General features: G+C 65.6%; 22 protein-coding genes. 17 read left to right on the top strand and 5 right to left on the bottom strand.

The window, feature by feature from the left end:
- The first annotated feature begins 1 nt into the window (after position 1).
- The 8 genes from NYP07_RS03505 (at position 2) to NYP07_RS03470 (ending at position 7,606) form a co-directional block, all read left to right on the top strand.
- Positions 2 to 439: a DUF3429 domain-containing protein gene (locus tag NYP07_RS03505; RefSeq protein ID WP_268147482.1), complete on the top strand. Its 438-nt coding sequence runs from the start codon at positions 2 to 4 to the stop codon at positions 437 to 439.
- Positions 439 to 2,157 carry a M61 family metallopeptidase gene (locus NYP07_RS03500; RefSeq protein WP_268147480.1) on the top strand — a complete coding sequence of 573 codons (1,719 nt, stop codon included), beginning with the start codon at positions 439 to 441 and terminating at the stop codon, positions 2,155 to 2,157. The genes NYP07_RS03505 and NYP07_RS03500 overlap by 1 nt, the downstream gene beginning before the upstream one ends.
- A 7-nt stretch (positions 2,158 to 2,164) precedes the next feature.
- Positions 2,165 to 3,244 (top strand): DUF3108 domain-containing protein, encoded by a 1,080-nt coding sequence (locus NYP07_RS03495; protein WP_268147476.1) that lies wholly within the window; start codon positions 2,165 to 2,167, stop codon positions 3,242 to 3,244.
- A complete protein-coding gene (locus tag NYP07_RS03490; RefSeq protein WP_268147474.1) occupies positions 3,241 to 4,029 on the top strand; it encodes an enoyl-CoA hydratase in 789 nt (262 codons plus the stop codon). The genes NYP07_RS03495 and NYP07_RS03490 overlap by 4 nt, the downstream gene beginning before the upstream one ends.
- A 189-nt stretch (positions 4,030 to 4,218) precedes the next feature.
- Positions 4,219 to 4,593: a DUF4148 domain-containing protein gene (locus tag NYP07_RS03485; RefSeq protein WP_268147472.1), complete on the top strand. Its 375-nt coding sequence runs from the start codon at positions 4,219 to 4,221 to the stop codon at positions 4,591 to 4,593.
- Between the two features lie 108 nt (positions 4,594 to 4,701).
- Positions 4,702 to 5,727 carry a substrate-binding domain-containing protein gene (locus NYP07_RS03480; RefSeq protein WP_268147470.1) on the top strand — a complete coding sequence of 342 codons (1,026 nt, stop codon included), beginning with the start codon at positions 4,702 to 4,704 and terminating at the stop codon, positions 5,725 to 5,727.
- Entirely contained in the window at positions 5,724 to 6,866 is a 1,143-nt protein-coding gene (locus NYP07_RS03475; protein WP_268147468.1) for a sugar ABC transporter permease, read from the top strand. Before NYP07_RS03480 ends, NYP07_RS03475 begins: the two co-directional genes overlap by 4 nt.
- On the top strand, positions 6,863 to 7,606 hold the full coding sequence (locus NYP07_RS03470; protein WP_268147466.1) for an ATP-binding cassette domain-containing protein: 744 nt from the start codon (positions 6,863 to 6,865) through the stop codon (positions 7,604 to 7,606). The genes NYP07_RS03475 and NYP07_RS03470 overlap by 4 nt, the downstream gene beginning before the upstream one ends.
- Here the strand turns inward: NYP07_RS03470 and lysS are convergent, their stop codons facing one another.
- Positions 7,607 to 9,124 carry a lysine--tRNA ligase gene (lysS, locus tag NYP07_RS03465; RefSeq protein WP_268147463.1) on the bottom strand — a complete coding sequence of 506 codons (1,518 nt, stop codon included), beginning with the start codon at positions 9,122 to 9,124 and terminating at the stop codon, positions 7,607 to 7,609.
- Between the two features lie 43 nt (positions 9,125 to 9,167).
- On the opposite strand from lysS, the gene NYP07_RS03460 reads away from it, so the two are divergent.
- The 9 genes from NYP07_RS03460 (at position 9,168) to NYP07_RS03420 (ending at position 18,681) form a co-directional block, all read left to right on the top strand.
- Entirely contained in the window at positions 9,168 to 10,394 is a 1,227-nt protein-coding gene (locus NYP07_RS03460) for a lipopolysaccharide biosynthesis protein (RefSeq protein WP_268147461.1), read from the top strand.
- 68 nt (positions 10,395 to 10,462) lie between these two features.
- Complete coding sequence (locus NYP07_RS03455; RefSeq protein ID WP_268147459.1) at positions 10,463 to 10,987, top strand: acyltransferase; 525 nt, start codon at positions 10,463 to 10,465, stop codon at positions 10,985 to 10,987.
- The gene (locus NYP07_RS03450) at positions 10,984 to 12,081 is read left to right on the top strand and encodes a glycosyltransferase (protein WP_268147457.1); all 1,098 of its coding nucleotides are present in this window, start codon (positions 10,984 to 10,986) and stop codon (positions 12,079 to 12,081) included. Before NYP07_RS03455 ends, NYP07_RS03450 begins: the two co-directional genes overlap by 4 nt.
- The gene (locus NYP07_RS03445) at positions 12,078 to 13,352 is read left to right on the top strand and encodes a glycosyltransferase family 4 protein (protein ID WP_268147455.1); all 1,275 of its coding nucleotides are present in this window, start codon (positions 12,078 to 12,080) and stop codon (positions 13,350 to 13,352) included. The genes NYP07_RS03450 and NYP07_RS03445 overlap by 4 nt, the downstream gene beginning before the upstream one ends.
- A complete protein-coding gene (locus NYP07_RS03440; RefSeq protein WP_268147453.1) occupies positions 13,349 to 14,509 on the top strand; it encodes a DegT/DnrJ/EryC1/StrS family aminotransferase in 1,161 nt (386 codons plus the stop codon). Before NYP07_RS03445 ends, NYP07_RS03440 begins: the two co-directional genes overlap by 4 nt.
- 4 nt (positions 14,510 to 14,513) lie before the next feature.
- Positions 14,514 to 15,095, top strand: a complete 582-nt coding sequence (locus NYP07_RS03435) for a sugar transferase (RefSeq protein WP_268147452.1) — start codon at positions 14,514 to 14,516, stop codon at positions 15,093 to 15,095.
- Positions 15,096 to 15,126: 31 nt separating this feature from the next.
- On the top strand, positions 15,127 to 16,065 hold the full coding sequence (locus NYP07_RS03430; protein WP_268147450.1) for a GNAT family protein: 939 nt from the start codon (positions 15,127 to 15,129) through the stop codon (positions 16,063 to 16,065).
- Positions 16,065 to 16,805 carry a WxcM-like domain-containing protein gene (locus tag NYP07_RS03425; protein WP_268147448.1) on the top strand — a complete coding sequence of 247 codons (741 nt, stop codon included), beginning with the start codon at positions 16,065 to 16,067 and terminating at the stop codon, positions 16,803 to 16,805. The genes NYP07_RS03430 and NYP07_RS03425 overlap by 1 nt, the downstream gene beginning before the upstream one ends.
- Before the next feature lie 10 nt (positions 16,806 to 16,815).
- Positions 16,816 to 18,681: a polysaccharide biosynthesis protein gene (locus NYP07_RS03420; RefSeq protein WP_268147446.1), complete on the top strand. Its 1,866-nt coding sequence runs from the start codon at positions 16,816 to 16,818 to the stop codon at positions 18,679 to 18,681.
- A 122-nt stretch (positions 18,682 to 18,803) separates the two neighbouring features.
- On the opposite strand, the gene NYP07_RS03415 is transcribed toward NYP07_RS03420, so the two are convergent.
- The 4 genes from NYP07_RS03415 to NYP07_RS03400 all read right to left on the bottom strand — a co-directional run bounded on the left by NYP07_RS03415 (position 18,804) and on the right by NYP07_RS03400 (position 22,789).
- Positions 18,804 to 18,995 (bottom strand): hypothetical protein, encoded by a 192-nt coding sequence (locus tag NYP07_RS03415; RefSeq protein ID WP_268147443.1) that lies wholly within the window; start codon positions 18,993 to 18,995, stop codon positions 18,804 to 18,806.
- Positions 18,996 to 19,117: 122 nt separating this feature from the next.
- Positions 19,118 to 20,173, bottom strand: a complete 1,056-nt coding sequence (locus NYP07_RS03410; protein WP_268147441.1) for a DUF1972 domain-containing protein — start codon at positions 20,171 to 20,173, stop codon at positions 19,118 to 19,120.
- 7 nt (positions 20,174 to 20,180) lie between these two features.
- Positions 20,181 to 21,419 (bottom strand): glycosyltransferase, encoded by a 1,239-nt coding sequence (locus tag NYP07_RS03405; RefSeq protein WP_268147439.1) that lies wholly within the window; start codon positions 21,417 to 21,419, stop codon positions 20,181 to 20,183.
- Positions 21,416 to 22,789, bottom strand: a complete 1,374-nt coding sequence (locus tag NYP07_RS03400) for a hypothetical protein (protein ID WP_268147437.1) — start codon at positions 22,787 to 22,789, stop codon at positions 21,416 to 21,418. The genes NYP07_RS03405 and NYP07_RS03400 overlap by 4 nt, the downstream gene beginning before the upstream one ends.
- Positions 22,790 to 22,827: the final 38 nt, after the last annotated feature.

The following is a 22,827-nucleotide window of genomic DNA, read 5'->3' as shown; positions in this document are numbered from 1 at the left end:
GATGGACGCCGAACATCGGCAGCTCGCGCATCGCCTCGGTTATGCCGGCCTTGTTCCCTTCGTGCTCGGCGGCGCGCTGATCTGGCTGATCGGCGACCGCGACCTCGACCAGCACACCTTCGTCAGCCTTGCGCTGTCGGCCTGGGCCGGCCTGGTCGTCGCCTTTCTCGGCGGCATCCACTGGGGCCTGGCCTTCACGCACGGCCTGCCGGGGCGCCAGCCGCTCTACTGGGGCGTCAGCGCCGTCGGGCTTGGCTGGCTGGGCGTCGTGATGCCGCCCTATGCCGGCCTGGCCCTGCATGGCGGCGCGCTGATCGCCTGCTATGTGGTGGACCGCCGCGCCTACCCGCTGCTCGGCGCCGCCGACTGGCTGACGCTGCGCTTCCGGCTCACGGCCGTTGCCTCGCTGAGCTGCTTCCTGGCCGCCGCAGGCAGCTGATGGCCGGGCCGCGCTATCGCATCGAGCTGGCCGAGCCGGCCGCCCACCGCTACCGCGTCACCTTGACGCTCGCCAGCCCCGCGGCCGAGCAGGATTTCAGCCTGCCGGTCTGGATCCCGGGCAGCTATATGGTGCGCGAGTTCGCCAAGCATCTGAGCCGCCTCGGCGCGCGCCAGGGCGGGCGCGAACTGCCCGTCGAGCAACTCGACAAGGCCAGCTGGCGCGTGCGCTGCCAGGGCCGCGCGGCGCTGACGCTGAGCTACGAGGTCTATGCCTTCGACGCCTCGGTGCGCATCGCCTGGCTGGACGAGCAACGAGCCTTCTTCAACCCGAGCAGCCTGTGCCTGCGCGCGCATGGCCGCGAGAATGAGCGGCATCGCATCGAGCTGGGCCGCCTGCCCAGCGGCTGGCAGGTCGCGACCGAGATGGCCGCCGTGGACGGCGGTTTCGAGGCCGCCGGCTACGACGAACTGCTCGACCACCCCTTCGAGATCGGGGCGCACTGGCAGGGCGAATTCTTCGCCGCCGGCGTGCCCCACCGCATCGTCGTCGCGGGCGCCTGGCCCAGCTTCGACGGCAAACGCCTGCTGGCCGACGTGCGCCCCATCTGCGAGGCCCAGATCGCGTTCTGGGACGACGCCAAGAAGACCCCGTTCGAGCGCTACAGCTTCCTGCTCTGGGCCGTGGACGACGGCCATGGCGGCCTGGAACACCGCGCCAGCACGGCGCTGATCTGCGCGCGGCGCGAGCTGCCCACGGCCGCCGAGCCCGCCGCGCCGGGCGACAACTATGCGCGGCTGCTCGGGCTGTTCAGCCACGAGTATTTCCACGCCTGGAACGTGAAGCGGCTGCGGCCCGCGGAGTTCGCCAGCTTCGACTACCAGCGCGAAAACCATACCGAGCTGCTGTGGTTCTTCGAGGGCTTCACCAGCTACTACGACGAGCTGATGCTGCTGCGCGCCGGCCGGGTCGATGCGCCGCGCTACCTGAAGCTGCTGGCCGCCAGCATCAACGGCGTGCTCGCCGCGCCGGGCCGGCGCGTGCAGCCGCTCAGCGCCGCCAGCTTCGAGGCCTGGACCAAGTATTACCGGCCCGACGAGAACAGCCCCAACGCGACGAGCAACTACTACGCCCAGGGCGCGCTGGTGGCGCTGTGCCTGGATCTGAGCCTGCGCACCCGCCAGTCCAGCCTGGACGCGCTGATGCAGCGCCTGTGGGCCGCCAGCGGCGGCGGCCCGGTCAGCGAGGCCGACATCCTCGCGGCCGTGCAGGCGCTGGGCGGTGACGAGGTCGCCGCCCGTTTGCACACCTGGGTCCACGGCACCGACGAGCTGCCGCTGCGCGAGCTGCTGGAGGCCCACGGCATTGCATGGCGCGACGAAGGTCGCCAGACGCTGGCCCAGCGCCTCGGCCTGCGCGTGCGCGAGGCCGCGCTGACCGGCATCGGCGTCACGCATGTGCTCGCCGGCGGCGCGGCCGAGGCGGGCGGGCTCAACGCGCGCGACGAGATCCTCGGCTGCAACGGCTGGCGCCTGCGCCGCCTGGACGAGGTGCCGGGCCTGCTGGCCGCGGGCGACACGCGGCTGCGCCTGCTCGTCAGCCGCGACCAGCGCCTGCTCGAACTCGACGTCGAACTGCCGCCTGCGCGGCCGGCCTCCGTCGCATTGGGCCTGGCCGACGGCGAGCCCGCGCTGCGCCGTCGCTGGCTCGAAGCCTGAGCCCGCGATGAAATCCGTCCGGCCGCCCGGCCTGCTGGTGCTGGCCGTGCTGGCCCTGCACCTGCTGCTCGGGCACGAGGTGCAGCGCATCCACGAGGGCTGGCTCAGCGACGGCCCGCCGCCCATGCCCGAGCGCATGCAGGTGGCGCTGGTGCGCGAGATGACGCTGCAGGTGCCGCCGGCCGTGCGCAAGGAGGCGCCCCCGCCGCCGCCCGCGCCGCGTCGAGAGGTGGCCGCGCAGGGCGCCGCCGAGCCGGCTTCCGCGCCGGCGTCGGCACCCGAGCCCGTCGCACCGCCCGCGGCGGTCGCGGAGGCGGCGTCCACCCCACCGCCCATCACGGTCGCCGAAGCGGCATCGGCTCCTGTTGACGGCGAGCCGGGGCCCGAGTGGCCGCTGTCCACGCGGCTGAGCTATGCGCTGAACGGCAACTACCGCGGCCCCATCCATGGCCAGGCCCAGGTCGAATGGCTGCGCAAGGGCCGCGACTACCAGGTGAACCTCGATGTCGCCGTCGGCCCCAGCTTCGCGCCGCTGATCACGCGCCGCATGAGCAGCCAGGGCCGGCTGACGCCCGAGGGCATCGCGCCGCAGCGCTACGACGAGGAGACGAAATTCATCCTCGGCGACCCGCGCCGCATCAGCGTCTTCTTCCTGGCCGGCGAGGTGCAGCTGGCCAGCGGCGTGCGCGAGCCGGCGCTGGGCGGCGGGCAGGATGCTGCCAGCCAGTTCGTGCAGTTGACCTGGCTGTTCCTGACCGGCCGCGAGCAATTGCAAGCCGGCCGCGTCGTGCAGTTCCCGCTGGTGCTGCCGCGCCGGCAGTACGCCTGGCAGTACGAGGTGCTGGGCGAAGAGGCGCTGGACACGCCGATGGGCAGGCTGCCCACCTGGCATCTCAGGCCCGGCCGCCCGGCCACCGGCGGCGACCTGACCGCCGAGGTCTGGCTCGCGCCCGCGCTGCAGTACCTGCCGGTGCGCATCCTCATCCGCCACGACCCGGAAACCTCCATCGACCTGATGCTGAAGGGCGCGCCGCTGCAAGCCGCGCCAGAATCGCCCAACGACACCCCCAGGAGACTCTCCCAATGAGCTACGAATGCATCATCACCGCCGTCCACGGCGACGGCCCGCGCAAGACCGGCCTCATCACGCTGAACCGCCCCAAGGCGCTGAATGCGCTGAACGACCAGCTGATGGACGAGATGGGCGCCGCGCTGCAGGCCTTCGACGCCGACGACGGCATCGGCTGCATCGTGCTGACCGGCTCCGAGCGCGCCTTCGCGGCCGGTGCCGATATCCCGACCATGCTGCCCCACACCTTCGCGTCCGCCTTCAAGAGCGGCCTGATCTCCAAGAACTGGGAGACCATCCTGAAGGTGCGCAAGCCCGTCATCGCCGCGGTGGCCGGTTTCGCGCTCGGCGGCGGCTGCGAGCTGGCCATGATGTGCGACTTCATCATCGCCGCCGACTCGGCCAAGTTCGGCCAGCCCGAGATCAAGCTCGGCATCGTGCCCGGTGCCGGCGGCACGCAGCGCCTGCCACGCGCGGTGGGCAAGAGCAAGGCCATGGACATGCTGCTGACCGCCCGCATGATGGCCGCCGCCGAAGCCGAGAGCGCCGGCCTGGTGTCGCGCGTCGTGCCGGCCGACAAGCTGCTGGAAGAGGCCCTGGCCGCCGCCGAGACCATCAACGGCTTCAGCGGTCCTTCGGTCATGCTCATCAAGGAACTGGTGAACCTGGCCTTCCAGGGCCCGCTGACGGACGGTGTCGCCGTGGAGCGGCGCTACTTCCACGCGCTGTTCGGCAGCCACGACCAGCGCGAGGGCATGGAGGCCTTCCTGGCCAAGCGCGCACCGAACTTCGAGCATCGCTGAACAGCTGTTTTGTGGCACAACGGTGACGAGTTTGGAGTGACTATTTGCGTTGAATGAATAGTCAGTTCCCGTTGGACTGGTGTTTCTACTGAGATCGGCTGCCTACAGTTCAGGCCATGGACACCGCGGTCGCGATGTCCGAAATGACCCTAAGCAGGACGTTCCTGCCAGTAGCTGAAGGAGCCCGTCATGAGCAAGCTGTCCACCCTCTTCGCCGCCGTTGCCCTTGTCGCCGCCGGCGCCGCCTCCGCCCAGACCGGCGTGCCGCTGACCCGCGAGCAAGTCATTGCCGACCTGGTCGCCGCCCGCGACAGCGGTGAACTCGCCGCCATCCAGGGCGAAAAGGGTGTCGATGTGACCACGCCCGCCAGCGCCAGGGCCGCTGCCATCGCGACGACCAAGCTGCCGCGCCAGGCCGTGCTGACCGTCAAGCCGAGCGAGGTCAGCGTCGACGCGAAGACGGCCGCCGCGCTGGCTGCCGATCATGGCGAGAACGCCGCCCGCGAACTGGGCGATTTTCCGGCCCGCGTCAGCCGCCCGGTCACCGGCCTGGCCGCCCGCTGAAACAAAGCGGTTTCAAACCGACGGAAGGCGATCCCGCGGGATCGCCTTTTTGTTGCCCGCCTTCCTAGAATTCGCCGCCCACAGAAAAAACCGGGCATTGGAGACAAGATGGGAATGCACAGGATGTGGGCGGCCGGCGTGTTGCTGGTGGCTTCGTTGAAAGCGCTTGCGGTCGGCCCCGTGGTCGGCGTGAGCTGGTCCAATTTCCAGGAGGAGCGCTGGAAGACCGACGAGGCCGCGATGAAGGCCGAGCTGGGCCGCCAGGGCGCCAGCTATGTGTCTGCCGATGCCGGCGGCTCGCCCGAGAAGCAGATTGCCGACGTCGAGTCCCTGCTGGCCAAGGGCGCCAAGGTGCTGGTCATCCTGGCCATGGACAAGGACGCGATCCAGCCGGCGCTGAACAAGGCCAAGGCCCGCAAGGTGCCGGTCGTGGCCTATGACCGCCTGATCGAGGCGCCCGAGGTCTTCTACCTGAGCTTCGACAACCGCGAAGTCGGCCGCCTGCAGGCCAGGGCCGTGCTGGCCGTGAAGCCCCAAGGCCGCTTCGTGATGATCAAGGGCTCGCCCAGCGACCCGAACGCCGACTTCCTGCGCGCCGGCCAGCAGGACGCGCTGGCCGATGCCGTGAAGAAGGGCGACGTGAAGATCGTCGCCGAGGAGTACACCGACGGCTGGAAGCCCGAGGCGGCGCAGAAGAACATGGAGCAGATCCTGACCCGCCTGAAGGGCGGCGTGGACGCGGTCGTGGCCAGCAACGACGGCACGGCCGGCGGTGCCATCGCGGCGCTGGCGGGCCGCGGCATCAAGGGCGTGCCGGTCAGCGGCCAGGACGCCGATCACGCGGCGCTGAACCGCATCGCGCTGGGCACGCAGACCGTGTCGGTCTGGAAGGACTCGCGAGCACTGGGCAAGGCGGCGGCCGATGCCGCCGTGCAGCTGGCCAACGGCCAGAAGGTCGACGGCGCCGTGCCCTGGGCGGGCGGCGAGCGCAAGCTCACGCTGCAGGCCAGGTTCCTCGCGCCGGTGGCCATCACCCAGGCCAACCTGGACCAGGTCATCGGCGCCGGCTGGGTGCCCAAGGCGGTGGTCTGCAAGGGCGTCGCCGGCTCAAAAGCACCGGCGGCCTGCAAGTGAGCGCCCAGGCCCGGCGGCTCGCCGTGATGGCGGCCGTGCTGGTGGCCATCGCCATCGGCTTCCACCTGCTCACCGGCAGCTTTCTGACCGCGGAGAACTTCTACAACATCGTCCAGCAGACGGCGGTCGTCGGCATCGTCGCCAGCGGCATGGCCCTGGTCATCGTCGCGCGCCAGATCGACCTGGCAGTGGGTTCGCTGCTCGGCGCCGTCGGCGTGCTGATGGCCTGGCTGCAATACACGCAGGGCTGGTCCGTCGCGGCCTCGCTGTGCGCGGGCCTGGGCCTGGCGCTGGCGGTGGGGCTGTTCCAGGGCTGGCTGGCGGCAGTCATCGGCATCCCGTCCTTCGTCGTCACGCTGGGCGGCCTGGTGTCGCTGCGCGGCGTGGCCTTTTTGATCGCCGACGGCAAGACCCAGCCCGTCAGCGAGCCCTGGCTGCTGGCCCTGGGCGGCGGCATCGACGGTTCGCTGGGCGAGCGCGGCAGCTGGCTGCTGGGCATGGTGCTGGTGCTGCTGCTGTGGGGCTGGCAGTTGGTGCAGCGCTGCGCGCAGGAGCGGGCGGGCGCCGTGCCGGGCGACCTCAGGCATGAGCTGCTGAAGGGCGGCCTGTCGGCGCTTGCCGTGCTGGCCGCGGTCGCCGTCTTCAACGCCTACAAGATCGAAGGCCAGGAGCAGGGCCAGGGCCTGCCGCTGCCGCTGGTCATCTGGGTTGCGGTCGTGCTGCTGCTGGGCTTCATCGCCAGGCACACGCGCTTCGGCCGCTACGTCTATGCCATCGGCGGCAACCCCGATGCGGCGCGCCTGGCCGGCATTCCGGTGCGGCGCGTGATGATCCAGCTCAACCTGCTGCTGGCGGCGCTGGTGGCGCTGGCCGCCGTGGTCGCGGTGGCGCGCCTGAACGCGGGCACGAACTCGATGGGCACCGGCATGGAGCTGACCGTCATCGCGGCGGCCGTCATCGGCGGCGTCTCCCTGTCCGGCGGTAGCGGCAGCGTGGGCGGCACGGTACTGGGCGCCCTCATCATCCAGAGCATCGACAGCGGCCTGCTGCTGACCGACGTCGGCATCGGCTGGCGCATGGTCGTGCTGGGCCAGGTGCTGGTGGCGGCCGTGGTGTTCGATCGCGTGGTGCAGAAATGACCGAACCCCTCCTTGAAGTGCGCGAGGCGCGCAAATCCTTTGGCGGCGTGCACGCGGTCGACGGCGTGTCCCTGAGCCTGGCGCCCGGCGAGGTGCTGGCCGTGCTGGGCCACAACGGCGCCGGCAAGTCCACGCTGATGCAGATGCTGGCCGGCGCGCTGCCTTTCGACGGCGGCGAGCTGCGGCTCGACGGCCTGCCCGTGAGGTTCGCGAGCCCGGCCGATTCGCGCGCCGCCGGCCTCGAGACCATCCACCAGAAGCTGGCCCTGGCCGACAACCTCGACTCGGTCGCCAACCTCTTCCTCGGCCGCGAGCTGCGCACCCGCTTCGGCCTGCTCGACGACGCCGCGATGCGCGCCGCCGCCGTGCCGCTGTTCGCGCGGCTCAACCCCAACTTCAGGAACATCGCCGACCCGGTGATGTCCCTGTCCGGCGGCCAGCGCCAGGTCGTCGCGATCGCGAGGGCCCTGCAGTTCAAGGCCCGCGTCCTCATCATGGACGAGCCCTGCGCGGCCCTCGGCCCCGCCGAGACGGCGATGGTGCACGACCTGATCCGCCGCCTCAGCGCCGAGGGCGTCGGCATCCTGCTCGTCACGCACGACATGCCGGACGTGTTCGCGCTGTCGGACCGGCTTGCCGTCATGAAGAACGGCCGACTGGTCGGGGTGACGCAGACGGCCGCGGTGACGGAGGATGAAGTGCTGGCGATGATCATCGCGGGCAAGGCGCCCGCGCGTTGATCAGGCCTCGCGCCTCAGCGCGGGGAACAGGATCACGTCGCGGATCGACGGCGAATCGGTGATCAGCATCATCAACCGGTCGATGCCGATGCCGCAGCCGCCGGTCGGGGGCATTCCGTATTCCAGCGCGCGGATGAAGTCGGCGTCGAAGAACATCGCCTCCTCGTCGCCGGCATCCTTGTTGGCCACCTGGGCCTGGAAGCGGGCGGCCTGGTCCTCGGCGTCGTTCAGCTCGGAGAAGCCGTTGGCGTACTCGCGGCCGGTGATGAAGAGCTCGAAGCGCTCGGTGATCTTGGGATTGGCGTCGGACGCGCGGGCCAGCGGCGAGACCTCGACGGGGTAGTCGATGATGAAGGTGGGCTCCCAGAGCTTCTCCTCGACGACGGCCTCGAACAGGCCGAACTGCAGCTCAGCCAGGCTCCAGCGGGCAGGGGCGTCCTCGCCGGCGGCGACGATCTTCGCGCGCAGCACGTCGGGGTTGTCGGCCTCTTCACCGGTCAGGCCGGCGAACCGGATCAGCGAGTCGCGCACCGACAGGCGGGCGAAGGGCTTGTCCAGCGCCACGGGCTTGCCGGCATAGGTCAGCGCGGCGCTGCCGGTCGCGGCGATGGCGGCGTGGCGCAGCACGGCCTCGGTGAAGTCCATGATGTCGTGATGAGTCCAGTAGGCCGCATAGAACTCCATCATCGTGAACTCGGGGTTGTGGCGCACCGAGATGCCTTCGTTGCGGAAGTTGCGGTTGATCTCGAACACGCGCTCGAAGCCGCCCACCACCAGCCGCTTCAGGTAGAGCTCGGGCGCGATGCGCAGGAACATCTGCTGGTCCAGCGCGTTGTGGTGGGTGGTGAAGGGCTTGGCGTTGGCGCCGCCGGGGATGGGATGGAGCATGGGCGTCTCCACCTCCAGGAAGCCGTGCTCCACCATGAAGCTGCGGATGGCCGACACGCCCTGGCTGCGCGCGACGAAGCGCTTGCGGGCGTCCTCGTCGGTGATCAGGTCGACATAGCGCTGGCGGTATTTCTGCTCCTGGTCGGTCATGCCGTGGAACTTGTCCGGCAGCGGGCGCAGGCTCTTGGTCAGCAGGCGCAGCGTCGTGACGGTGACCGTCAGCTCGCCGGTCTTGGTCTTCATCAGCACGCCTTCGCCGCCGAGGATGTCGCCCAGGTCCCAGTGCTTGAAGGCGTCGTAGACCTCGGCGCCGACGTTGTCGACGGTCACGCGCAGCTGTATGCGGCCGGTGGCGTCCTGCAGCGTGCAGAAGCTCGCCTTGCCCATCACGCGCTTGAGCATCATGCGGCCGGCCACGCTGACCTTGACGGCCTGGGGCTCCAGTTCCTCGTTGGGCACGTCGCCATACTGCGCCTGCAGCGGCGCCGCGCGGTGCTGGGGCTTGAAGTCGTTGGGAAAGGGCACCGCCGTTGCGGCCCGCAGCGCGGCCAGTTTTTCGCGGCGCTCGGCGATCAGTTGGTTATCGTCAGCCTGGGCGGGGAGGGCGGGGGAGGGTGTGGCTTGAGTCATTGCGGGCCTTGGTCGAACCGGCGATTTTAGAATCGCCCGCCCCATGACCTCCACCAGCCTGACGCGCGCCACCCTCACCCTGCTTGCCGGCAGCGCGCTGGCCCAGGCTCTGCCCCTTTTGCTGGGCCCCTGGATCGCGCGTCTGTACACGCCGGCCGAGTACGGACAGTTCTCCCTCGTCTGGAGCGTGGCCAGCAACCTGGCCGTCGTCGGCTGCGCGCGCTACGAGTTCGCGCTGGCGATGGAGACGGACGAAGCGGGCGCTGCCGCGCTGCTGGCGCTGTGCCTGCGCGTGCTGCTGGCCGTGACGGGGCTGGCCATCCTCGTTGGCGGGGCCTGGATGTTGTGGGCGGGCATTTCGGTTGCCGTTGCGCTGCCGCTGGCCGTGCTGGCCGCCGCAGCCAGCCAAGCCCTGGCCCAGTGGGCTGCGCGCGCTGGGCGCTTCGCGGTGCTGGCCTGGGGGCGGGTGCTGCAGTGGGGGGGCGCGGCTGTTGCCCAGGTGGGCCTGGGGCTGATGCACGCTGGGCCCTGGGGGCTGATCGGTGGCGCCACGCTGGCCACGGCCGCCGCCGCTGCGTTGCAGGCACGGCCGGCGCCGCTAGGAGGGTGGCGCGGTTTGTTCGCGCCTCAGCCCATGCGGGAGATGGCCTGGAAACATCGCGATTTCCCGTTGCTCAACACCCCCCACGCATTTGCCGGCGCGTTGCAGGACACCCTTGCCCTGGCGCTGCTGGCCGCCGCGCTGAGTGACTCATCCGCCGGCCTCTGGGCCTTGGCCTTGCGCTATCTGAAAGCGCCGGCCAGCCTGATCGGTGGGGCCCTGTCGCAAACGCTTTACCCGCAGTTGACCCGTGCGCAACAGCCGGGCGAGGCCAGGCGTCTGGTGCTGCGCAGCATGCGGCTGCTGGCGCTGCTGGCAGTGGGGCTGCTTGCGGTGTTGGGACTGGGCGGGCCTTGGCTGTTCGAAGCTGCCTTCGGTCCGGCCTGGCGCGACGCAGGTCACTTGGCGAGGGCCCTGTCGCCCTATATTGCGTTGCATTTCGTGGCCGCCCCCCTGGCCGTCGTGCCCATGGCCTGGGGGCTTCAAGCCTGGGCGCTGAAACTGGTGCTGGTGGGGCAGCTCGTCTTTGTGGCGGGCCTGGCACTCGGGCTGCACTGGGGTGGGTTGCTGGGTGCGGGATGGGGCGTGTCCGCGGCGACGGCCTGCTATTTCGGCTACTTCTTCTGGGGCCTGCTGCGGCGAGCCCCTCTTCGGGAGGATATTCAGTGAAAGCAAGCTTGGCCCGCCGCGCCTGGCAGCGCCTAAAGCGCTTGTTGTCGAGACTCTGGGGGCCGCGCATGGTCTACGGCTTCGTTTGCGGTGACGGGGAGTTCCTCCCGAACACGAGGCTCAGCAACAGCACTGCGGTATTCGCCCCGGAACGCCTGGAGGTGGGGGATCACGTCTTCATCGGGCATTTCAGCGTGCTCGACGCCACCTTTGGCCTGCGCATCGGCGAGGGCTGTCAGATCGGCTTTTTCACAGGGATCTTTACCCATTCCAGCCATGCGGCGATCCGGCTGTATGGCCGCGCGTACGTCAGTGAGGCCGACAAGGTGGCCTACTTCGAGGCACCTGTCGACATCGGGCCCTACAGCTTCGTTGGTGCGCACGCGACTCTGCTGCCGGGCACTCGACTGGGCAAGGGCACGCTTGTGTCGGCCTATAGCCTGGTGCAGGGGGAGTTCCCCGACTACGCCATCCTCGCTGGACAGCCGGCCAAGGTGGTGGGAGACACTCGTCGCAAAGACGCAGCGCTGCTGCGCCAGCACCCGGAGCTGGCGATGCATTACCAAGGCTGGGCCGGGGAACTGCCGACATGAGCCGCGCTGGGCTGTCGGGCGGTCTCAAACTTGTCCTCATAGGCGACGGCGAAAGCCCCCATCTGCTGAAGTGGGCCCGCGCGCTGCAGCCCCGCGTGCAGTTGCACGCCATCTCCTCGCGCGGCTTCCTGCCCGAGTTCCAACAGCTGCTGCCGGACGCGCGCCGGCTGGCCCTGAACACGTCGCCCGACCACGGCGGCGGCAATTTCGCGCTGGTCAAGCAACTGCCCAAGGTCGGCGCCTGGCTGGCGGAAACCGACGCCGATTGGCTGCATGCCCACTACCTGACGTCGCACGGCACGCTGGCCTGGGCGGCCAAGCTCGGCTGGCGGCTGCGCGCCCAGATCGCCGGCTCGGCCTGGGGCAGCGACATCCTCGTGACGCCGCAGCGCGGCGGTGCCTGGCGCTGGATGACGAAGAAGGTGCTGCGCAACTGCGCGATCACGACCTCGGACTCGGTCTTCATGACCGAGCGCATGCGCGAGCTGGGTGCCGGCGAGGTCATGACCTTCCCCTTCGGCCTCGAAGCCATGCCCAGGCAGAACGCGAAGAAGCAGCCCTGGCTGTGCTTCGCGAACCGCGGCCTGGAGACTATCTACCGGCCGCAGCTCGTCATCGAAGCATTTGCGCGCATCGCCGCGGCCCAGCCCGAGGCGCGTCTCGTTATCGCCAATGACGGCTCGCTGCGCGCGGCGCTGGAAGCCGATGTCGCCGCCCGCGGCCTGGCGGACAAGGTCAGCTTCGTCGGCCGCCTGGACGCTGCCGCCCAGGCCGCCCACTATGCCCGTTCGACCTGGTTCCTGAGCCTGCCGCAGAGCGATTCCGTGTCGGTCTCGGTGCTCGAAGCGATGGCCCATGGCTGCGTGCCGCTGCTGTCCGAGCTGCCCGCCAACCGCGAGTTGATCGGCCCCCCTGAAAGTGATGGGGCGCGCGGCCTCATCGTCGGCTCGCTCGACGACCTGCCCGCGCGCATGGCCATGCTGGACAGCGCCGTGCTGGCGCGCGGCAACCGCGACTGGGTCGCCGCGAACGGCCTGTTCGAGCCGCACGTCCAGCGCTTCCTGACCCGGCTCAAGGAGCTGGCGCCCGCATGAAACTGCTGCTCGTCAACCACTACGCCGGCTCGCCCCGCCACGGCATGGAGTTCCGCCCCTATTACCTGGCCCGCGAATGGGTCAGGGCGGGGCATGAGGTCACCATCGTCGCGGCCAGCCACTCGCATGTGCGGGCCGTGCAACCCGAGATCGGCGCCGAGCCGCGCGAAGAGTTCATCGACGGCATCCGCTACCGCTGGCTGCCCACGCCCGCCTACCAGGGCAACGGCGTCGGCCGCCTGCGCAACATCCTGTCCTTCCTGCGCCAGCTGCGCGCCGATGCCTGGCGGCTGACGCGCGAGTTCAGGCCCGACGCCGTCATCGCCTCCAGCACCTACCCGATGGACGTCTGGGTCGCGCGCAAGCTGGCCCGGCTCGCCAAGGCCAGGCTGGTCTACGAGGTGCACGACCTCTGGCCGCTGTCGCTGATCGAGCTGTCCGGCATGTCGCCCCGCCATCCCTTCGCGATGCTGTGCGGCAAGGCCGAGGCCGACGCCTACCGCGACGCCGACGTCGTCGTCTCCATGCTGCCCTGCGTGCACGAGCACATGGCGTCCCGGGGCCTGGATTGCGCCAAGCTGCACATCGTGCCCAACGGCTTCGCGCCCGAGGAATGGGGCGGCGAGCCCACGCCCCTGGGTGCGACGCTGGCGGCCCATCTCGACGCCGAGCACGCGGCCGGCCGCATCGTCGTCGGCTATGCCGGCTCCATGGGCCTGCCGAATGCGCTGGACGTGCTGCTGGACGCCGCAGCCCGGCTCAAGCATGCGCCGTTGAGCTTCGTGCTGGTGGGCAGCGGCCACGAGGCGCTGCGCCTGGCCCAGCGTGCGGAGGCAGAAGGGTTGAAGAACGTCCGCTTCTTCGCGCCCATCCCCAAGGCCCAGATCCCGACGCTGCTGAGCCGCTTCGACATCGCCTACATCGGCTGGCAGCGCACGCCCATCTACCGCTTCGGCATCGCGCCCAACAAGCTCATCGACTACCTGATGGCCGGCCGCGCGGTGCTGCATTCGGTCGAGGCCGGCAACGATCCCGTGGCCGAGGCCGGCGCCGGCCTGACCGTGCCGCCTGAGGACGCCGATGCGGTCGCCCAGGGCTTGCTGCAACTCGCGGCCCTGCCACCGCAGCAGCGCGCCGCGATGGGCGAGCGCGGCCGCGCGTTCGCGATGGCCCACCATGCCTACCCCGTGCTGGCGGCCCGTTTCATCGAGGCCTTGTCGCGGCCCGGTGCCGATGGACAAGCCGCAATGACCGAAAATCCCCGCCGATGACTGCCCAGCCCTTCCTCCCCTTTGCCCTGCCCGACCTGGGTGACGACGAGATCGCCGAAGTCGTCGACACGCTGAAATCCGGCTGGATCACGACCGGCCCCAAGGCCAAGCGCTTCGAGCAGGCCTTCGCCGAATTCCTGGGTGACCCGCAGATCGAATGCATCGCCGTCAACTCGGCGACCGCCGGCCTGCACCTCGCGCTGGAGGCCATCGGCCTGGGCCCCGGCGACGAGGTCATCACGACGACCCACACCTTCACGGCCACGGCCGAGGTCGTGCGCTACCTCGGCGCCGATGTGAAGCTCGTCGACATCGACCCGGCGACGATGAACATCGACATCGCCGCCATCGAGGCCGCCATCACGCCTGCTACCCGCGCCATCCTGCCGGTGCACTATGCCGGCCTGGCCGTCGACATGCTGGCCGTCCTCGACATCGCCCGCCGCCACGGCCTGCGCGTCGTCGAAGACGCGGCTCACGCGCTGCCGACGACGCTCGAAAAAGAGTTGATCGGCACCCTCGGCAGCGACGCCACCGTCTTCAGCTTCTACGCCAACAAGACGATGACGACGGGCGAGGGCGGCATGCTGGTCACGCGCAATCCCGAGCTGGCCAAGCGCGCCCGCGTGATGCGCCTGCACGGCATGAGCCGCGACGCCTTCGACCGCTTCACGGCCAAGGTGCCGAGCTGGTACTACGAGATCGTGGCGCCCGGCTTCAAGTACAACCTGACCGACATCGCCGCCGCGCTGGGCCTGCACCAGCTCAAGCGCCTGCCGGCCTTCCAGCAGCGACGCGAGCAGATCGCCGAACGCTTCAACGACGCCTTCGCCGACCTGCCGCTGATCCTGCCGCCCTGCGCGCCCGAGGGCGATACCCACGCCTGGCACCTCTATGTCGTCCGGCTGGCCGACGACGCGGCCATCACGCGAGACGCCTTCATCGAAGGCATGTTCGCCGCCGGCATCGGCTGCAGCGTGCACTATGTGCCACTGCACCTGCATCCCTACTGGCGCGACCGCTACGGCCTGACGCCCGAGCAGTTCCCGCAGTCGCAGAAGGCCTTCGAGCGCACGGTCAGCCTGCCGCTCTACACGGCGATGAGCGATGCGGACGTCGAGCGCGTCGTCCAGGCGGTGCGCGGGCTGCTGGCCTGATCGAGTGGGCAAACGCCTTTTCGACATCGCCGCGTCGGCGCTCGGCCTGCTGCTGCTGGCGCCGCTGCTGTTGCTCGCGGCCCTCTGGGTCAAGCTCGACTCGCCCGGCCCCGCGCTGTTCCGCCAGACCCGCGTCGGCCGCTTCGGAGTGCCGTTCACGATCCACAAGTTCCGCACGATGCGCGTGGAGCCGGGCGCCGCGATCACCGTCGGCGCCGACCCGCGCATCACGCGCTCCGGTGCACTGCTGCGCGCCAGCAAACTCGACGAACTGCCTCAGCTCTGGGACGTGCTGCGCGGCGCGATGAGCCTTGTCGGACCGCGGCCCGAACTGCCGCGCTACGTTGCGATGTACCCGGCGGATCTGCGTGAGATCGTGTTATCCGTTCGGCCGGGGATCACCGATCCGGCCTCGCTGAGTTTCCGCGACGAGAGTGAACTGCTTGCAAAGGCCGCCGACCCCGAACGCGAATATGTCGAGGTCATCATGCCCATGAAGCTGCGGCTGGCGGGGGACTATGTGCGCAGCGCCAGTCTGGTAGGCGACATCCGGCTGATCATGGCGACGCTGCGGGCAATTCGTTGATACACAATGTCGGTCTTTTCAGCAGGACCGCATGAACATCGATCCCCAACTGCTGGCCCAGGCCGCGATCTTCCACCCGATGTCGTTCCTGATGCGAGCGCCGGAGTCGGCGGCGGAGCAGTTTCTCCAAAAACTCGACGCTGATGTTGCCAGCGGCTCGCTGCAGGTGGTTGCTTCGAGCGACTGGGCCAGTCGCATCTATTTCCGTCGACTCGCCTGGGATACGGATTACTTCGGTGTCCCGATGTACCGTGTGGACTTCTTCCGCAGCGCGCTCGAAGGCGAGGCGGCAGTGCTGGCCTTTCGTGACTTGCTCGAAACGTTGAAGAGCAACGTAGCGCAAAACGCCGACAAATACTATGTTTTCGCCGAAATTCCTTCGGACGCCATCTACCCGTTGCAGGGGGCCTGCATGGCCGGATGGCGCCTGGTTGAGTCGCGTCTGACCTACTACCACGACCGGCTCCAGCAGTTTGAGTACGCCCAGCGCTTCAAGGTCCGAGAGGCCACCACCGATGATGTCCTCAATCTGCGCGATGTGGCAGCCGTGTCTCGCAACGCCTTTGACCGCTTCCACGCCGATTTCTTCTTCTCGCCGGCCGCCGCCGACGCCTACCTGTCGACATTCGTCGAGAACTCGGTGAAGGGCTTTGCCGACGTCGTGCTGGTGCCCGCGGTGGATGATCTCCATCCCAATGCCTTTCTCACCGGCAATTACGTGCCTGAATTGCCCGAACTCCCAGGCAAGAAGATTGCACGCATGATCCTGTCCGCAGTTGGTGAGAAGCGGCGCGGATGGTATGTGAAATTGATTGCCGAGTTGTCGCACTATTTCAAGGCGCACGGTGTCGATACGTGTCATATGACAACCCAGTCGACCAACCGCGCGGTGATCCGCACCTGGGAAAAGCTCGGCTACTCGTTCGGCCGGTGCGCGCATGTGCTCGTGCTGACCAAAGGAACCCTCTGATGAACAAGATCATGACTGGCGCGATCATCGATCCGTCGGTAGAACTCGCCGACGATGTCGAGGTGGGGCATAACGCCGTGGTTCTGTCGGAGGCGCCACCTGGACGTCGCACTTGCATGATGAGCGGTGTGCGCATCGGCGCCAATGCAACCGTTTATCCTGGCGTGGTGCTAGGCCAAGGTGCGCGCGTTCTGCCAGGCGCCGTCGTTAAGCAGTCCGTGCCACCGCTGGCCATCGTCGACGGCAATCCGGCGACCATTGTTGGCTACGAGAACACTGCCAACTTCAAGCCCGCTGTCGCGCACACCGGCCTCCGGCAGGTACGCGAACTCTCCATTGTCAAAGGCGTGGAACTGTTCAGCTTTGCCGACATTAAGGATCTGCGCGGCAACTTGACCGTCGGTGAGTTCGACAAGCAGATTCCATTCGCCCCCAAACGTTACTTCCTGGTGTACGGCGTGCCGACGGAAGAAACACGTGGTGAGCACGCTCATATTGCATGCCATCAGTTCCTGATCGCAGTGCACGGCTCGGTCAACGTGATCGCGGACGACGGCACCAGTCGCGAAGAATTCGTGTTGGACAGCAATAGCCGCGGCCTGTATTTGCCGCCCATGACCTGGGGCATCCAGTACCGCTATTCGGCGGACGCGGTTCTGCTGGTTTTCGCTTCGGACTTCTATGATCCGGCCGACTACATCCGTGACTATTCAGACTTCCTGAAGGCCGCCCGCAAGTGATGCTCCTCCGATGAGCTGGCTCGCTCTCGATGCCGCCCTGACGCGCATCCGCCCATATCGCGAGGCGCTGGCGCTGGCGCTTGATATTGCAGCGGTGGCGTTGGCATGGCAGGCAACGTATCTGTTTCGTCTGGGATTTGAGCGCTGGTTCAGCGCGCGCCCTGACTACGATCATTGGGTGCTGATGGGCGCGATGGTCGCGTACGGTGTGCTGCTGAAACTGTTCCGCGTACCCAAGGGGATGTGGCGCTTCAGCGGCTTCGGCGAGGTCAAACGCCTGGCCCTCGCCTGCGGCAGTGCTGGCCTCATCGCGACCACTGTTGTGCTGATGCTGCATTTGCACGGCGTGCCGCGCGCCGTGCTGGCCCTACATCCGCTGTTCACCCTGATGCTGCTAGCGATGATGCGGATGGGCTACCGCATGCTCTATGAGCACATGCGCAGCCGCATCAGCGGCAGCGCCCAGGAGCAGCGCCGCGCCCTCGTCATGGGCGCTGGCGACGCCGGGCGGCTGCTGGTGGCAGGTTTGCAGCACAACCAGGGCTGGGTCGTCGTCGGCTTCCTCGACGATGCGCCAGAGAAGCAGGGCGCCCGCGTCGCCGCGGTACCGATCCTGGGGGCGCTGGAGCGTGCCGCCGAGTTCGCGTCGCTGCACGGCATCAGTCACATTGTCATCGCGATGCCCGGCGCCAGCGCGCAGGAGCGCCGCCGCGCGCTCGACCTTGCCGGCCAGACTGGCCTGCCGGTGTTGACGGTGCCTAGCAGCGAGGAACTGCTGTCCGGCCGCTCGGTCAACCAGGTCCGCGACATCGAACCCGAAGACCTGCTGGGCCGCGAGCCGGTAGAGCTGGACGAAGGCGGCATCAGCGAATGCCTGAACGGCAAGGCCGTTCTGGTCACCGGCGCAGGCGGGTCCATCGGCTCCGAGCTGTGCCGGCAAGCGGCTCGTTATGGTCCGTCAAGGATCGTGCTCTATGAGCTCAGCGAGTTCGCGCTGTACACGATCGAGCAGGAGCTCAGCGAGAAGTTCCCGCACCTCCCGCTCGTGCGCCTGATCGGTGACGTGAAGGACATCGAGCACATGCGCCACGTGTTCGGCAAGTACAAGCCCCAGATTATTTTCCACGCGGCGGCGTACAAGCATGTGCCGCTGATGGAGGAAGAGAACGCTTGGGCGGCGCTGCGCAACAACACGTTGGGGACTTACTGTGCCGCGCTGGCCGCAATCGAGGCTGAGGCGGACCGTTTCGTCCTCATCTCAACGGACAAAGCCGTCAATCCGACCAACGTCATGGGCGCTAGCAAGCGTGCGGCAGAGATGGTGCTATCAAGTCTCGCCGCGCGCGGTGGTCGAACGAAGCTGACGGCGGTGCGATTCGGGAACGTGCTGGGCTCGAGCGGCAGTGTGATCCCCAAGTTCAAGGAGCAGTTGGCGAAGGGCGGCCCGCTCACGGTTACACATCCGGAGATCACGCGCTACTTCATGACGATCCCGGAGGCGGCGCAGCTCGTGCTCCAGGCGGCGGCGATCGCGGAAAGCGGTCAGGTATACGTGCTTGACATGGGCAAGCCAGTCAAAATTCTAGATTTGGCTCGAAATATTCTGTTACTTGGCGGGCATCGTGACAGTGGTGTGAAAATCGAGTTCATCGGTCTGCGGCCTGGTGAGAAGCTCTATGAAGAGCTGCTTGCGGACGAGGACCGAACCCTGGCGTCGTCGCATGGTCGGCTACGGATAGCGCAGTTGAAGGAGGTTGCCGGAGAGACATGGTTGGATGCCGTCGTCAGCTGGCTTACTGCGCGCGAGGCTGACGTAGCAGACCGGGCGCTTCGCCAGAAGGTGCGCCGCTTCGTGCCCGAGTACGAGCCGCGTTGATCCATAGGGAGAATTAGGGCGAATTGGTCGCCGCTAAGAAATATGGACCATATGTGGTCAGACCTACGAAATTCGTTTTTGCTCCGACACGGAGTCGGGGCAGCGTGTCGATCGGCGTGCGGTCACGACGGGGTGAGCAGCGGGCGGCGTTGTTGAGCAAACTGCGCGTCGATCAGGCCACCGAACAGGGTCATGGCGCCCATTCGCCAAGTCGCCCATACGGCGATCAAGGCCGCCGAGTAAGCGTGCTTGAGGCCGCGGCAGGGATCCACCATGCCATCCAGCCTTGCGCGGAAGAAGTCGTCGGTCGCCATCGCCAGCCCTCCAGAACTCCCAGGAATCAATGGTCATTGAATTCGATACCGGGAGTTCTGACCATCGCATTCACCCCGCATCACCAGTGTTCACGCGGGTTCCAGGTGTTTTGCAGGGCCGACTACTTCATAACGGCCTGTAGATAAGCGTCCGCAATTGCCGGTGCGGTATAGCATGAACGCAGTTGCTGGCGGTCACCGGTATGAGGGGCGTGGCCATCCAATGCTTGCTGGAGGTCTTTTCCACTCTTGAAGTAACCGGCGCACTGTTCCGCAGTCCTGCGATTGAACTCGACGTCGAAGCAGAGAATGGCGCAATCGTAGAAGAGCATTTCCACGAGTGACGGGTTGGTGCCGCCAACGCTATGGCCGTGCAGGTAATACTCGCAACTCTCTCGTAATTCGGCCAGCTTTATCGGATCGTAGATGGGGTCCAGCAGTTGAAGACGCGACTCGTGGGCATACCTCTGGCGCAATGAACGGGCATAGTCGCTGTGATTCCAGTTGCCGACGATAGTGTAATTCTTCAGAGTCGACAACATGGCGCCATCAATCAGCAACTCTAGATTGTTTTCTGGCTCGATTCGACAGATTGTCAGTGCCGTTCGTGGCCTTCGGACGGTATTTTCCAACCGCCTGACATGATCTCCGGGATAGGCGATGCAGGTTGCCTTGCCCAAGGATGAAGGAAGAAGAAATGGCCGCAATCCTTGACTGTCATAAATTACATGATGTGAAAAACGCTGCGCGAGCCAATCAAAGATCTTTAAAAGTGCCCGCTTGGAGCGGGAAAATTTAGTCCGCCTCCATTCAACCCCATCGATATTGACGGCAAGCCGCTTGCCCGTTGCTGAGCAAATGAGCCGGAAGAGAGGAAACCAAATTCCTCCCGAAACGCCGAGGACAATAATATGACTACTGGCGGAGAGAACGCGAAAGAAGGCGATCAGATCATGGGCGATTGATGCCGCACCATTTGCAGGAATTCGAATGAACTCCCTCTGGACGCCAAGAAAAATATTGTCTGCGCCATTGGCGTACAGGCGGGCGTCACAGGTAACGGTAGTCTCAATTCCTCGCTTGGCAATTACAGGGGCGCAGTGCTCGAGAAAAGACTCGAAGCCGCCGTATCGATTTGGTATTCCGGCGGTCCCAATGAATGCGATTCGAATGGTCATTAATTCCCTAAGGATGTCGATGGGAAATCGCCGTTTGGTATCCGCACATCAGCTTTTCGTAGTAGGCGCTTTCGGTATGGCGCGCTTGGATCAACGAAATGGCATTTTTGCCCATTCGATCCCGCTCGATGGGGCTGATTTCGGCGGCTGCATCGAGCGCGGCCAACAATAAGTCCAGATTGGATGGGGGAAATTGAAGCCCCGTCTCCCCAACTATCACCAACTCGGGAATGCCGCCAATACAAGATCCCAACACAGGCGTGCCTACACCAAAACTTTCCAAAATGGCCATAGGATTGTTCTCATACCATTCCGATGGAACGATAGAGAACTTCGCGCTCGCAAGTTCCTTTTTCAGTTGGACACTTTCAAGTTTGCCCAGGAATACAATATTTGGCGAATTTGCGTAGTCTCGAATCAGATCATCCGCAAGGGGGCCGCTACCGGCTATCCGTAAACCGAGATGAGGACGCTTGGAAAAGGCTTCGCATAAAAGGTGGACGCCCTTTTCATGGGAAATCCGGCCGGCATAGAGGAACGGTGCGTCTGCCGCAATGTTTGTCGGACTTGAGGCGATGTCCCTGTCGGCAACGAAATTGTACAGAACCGAAGATTTTCCCCGAATCTCCGGAAGATGCTCTATATGCTTGTTTCTGCAAAATTCGGAAACCATCAAAAAATGGTCAATATGAGACAGGTATGAGAACTCTCTGTCGCGAACCCAGGCCTCTAGTGCCGAGAGGCCACTTGCCAATACGCTGTTTCTGTTGCAGCGATGGGTGACAGCATGTCGGACAGAGCCGCCGGCGCAACGTTCACAGACACCCTGCGGCTGCGTATACATGGTGGAAATCGGGCAGAGCATGCGGTACTCGTGAACCGTCATGATGCAGGGTACTTTCAGGTCATTCAGCGCCTTGAGAATCGATGAACTCAATTGACCGTAGAAGATGTGTAGATGGGCGATCTCCGGCCTGAACGTCTGAACGAGTTCCCTGACTTGCTTCGCAGTGGCTGGTCTATAGATAAACTGGCCAATGTTCTTCAGCGTGGAAACTGGATTGGCACTGAAATAGCCATTGGGCGGCAGCAAAATGCTGCGCTTCCGCTCTTCAAAGCTCGTGTCGCCGCAGGCTACGGTCGCAACCTCGTGACCCCTGTCCAATAACATTCGAGTTGTCAGCTGATAGACCCGATCAGATCCTCCCCGGATATCCTCGAAGTTGTTGATCTGTAGGATTCTCATAAGGAAACTGGATTGGGACTATTTTTGCTGACTGCGGGAGAATGCTCGATGAGACGAGGCGTTCTCGCTGCAAGATTCGCGAGAAAGAATGATAAGAAATATAGACTGTATCGCGAGAGTAGAACCTGGGACGAGAACGACATAATCAGTATTGAAACAGTGTAGAGGCGAAGTGCATATGCCTCTGGAAAACTGCGAAGTCGCGAGCCTGCACGCCAACTCGCCCGAATCAGGATCACGCCGCCAAGAACAAAGGGGAGCCCTCCGACAACAAGCATGCCGAGCCACATGACATCGAAGATCGCAATTGCGCCACCCTCCTCGAATAGCGGGGGTAGCAGTCCGCTGGCAAACAGGCCTGCGACAGTTTCCTCAAGATTCTGAGAAGTCCCGAATAGCAGAAGGCGCCAGCCCTCATGGACTGCAATGTCCGGCAGCGCGATAAGCATGCCGAGCCGCTGCTGGCCAAGCACAAAGAGCAAGTCATCCCATGATGCTCCTGGCTCAAGATAAATATCAGGAAGAAACGCCGCAAAGAAAATTAGTATGCAGGGCAGCACTACCAAGAGTGCCAGGCGGGTAGTTCGTGCAACTGAGCGCCCATGGGATATATGAATAAGGATCATAGCGAGCGCGCTCACGATCGCAACATTCGATCTGCCGGCAACAACAATAAAGAACGCAGTCGCAGCGCAGAACGAACCTTTGCGCTGGGACAGCGACATGCAAAGAAGTGCTAAGCCGAGATAGCTGAGCTCGATGGGATTCCTGACGGTCAGCGATGCAAAGGCTTTGCCTAGCGCAATACTTGTAAGCACTGCATTTGTCGATTCGCCGTCCACCAGCTGATTGTGGATCGCTATCAATGCTGGAGAAAGCTGAGTAGAGAAGATCAGTTGAATGCCTGCCAACGCGGCAATGAAAGGGCAAATAATCCAAACCCACTGTTTATTTGCGTTTGATGGAAGGCCCGTCCCCGCCACGGCAGTCGTGCCTCGTTTTGGGCGCCTACCGCCAATTAGCCGTAACGTAAACAGGCACCAGGCGAGGTATCTGAGCGAACCGAGGGGGAAGGCGATGTTGCCGTTCTGCTGAGCTAGCGAGACCGCCGCTGCCCAGGCGAAGAGAACGGCGGGCACCAGAATGGAAATGCCCAATGATTGCCAAAGCATGGTAAAGCCTCTTCTAGCCGAGGCCAATGCAATGATCATCATGGTGATATCGGCCAACCCGAGCACCGTGACGTAAGCCAGGCGGGAGGACGAAATTAAGAAAACAATGAACGCGACGGTGTCTACTATTAATGGATAAAGGATCAAGAGCGATCCTTGAGGCCTGACGCCGTGCTCGGCTCTGTCAATGTCAGACATCGAAACGCTGCGTTGATCCGCGGAGATTCGTGCCATAT

This window comes from Pelomonas aquatica, from assembly GCF_026712205.1.
In the GTDB taxonomy this organism is placed as follows: domain Bacteria; phylum Pseudomonadota; class Gammaproteobacteria; order Burkholderiales; family Burkholderiaceae_C; genus Pelomonas; species Pelomonas aquatica.
The sequence above is the reverse complement of the archived record's forward strand: the minus strand, read 5'-3'. Positions and strand labels throughout refer to the sequence as shown.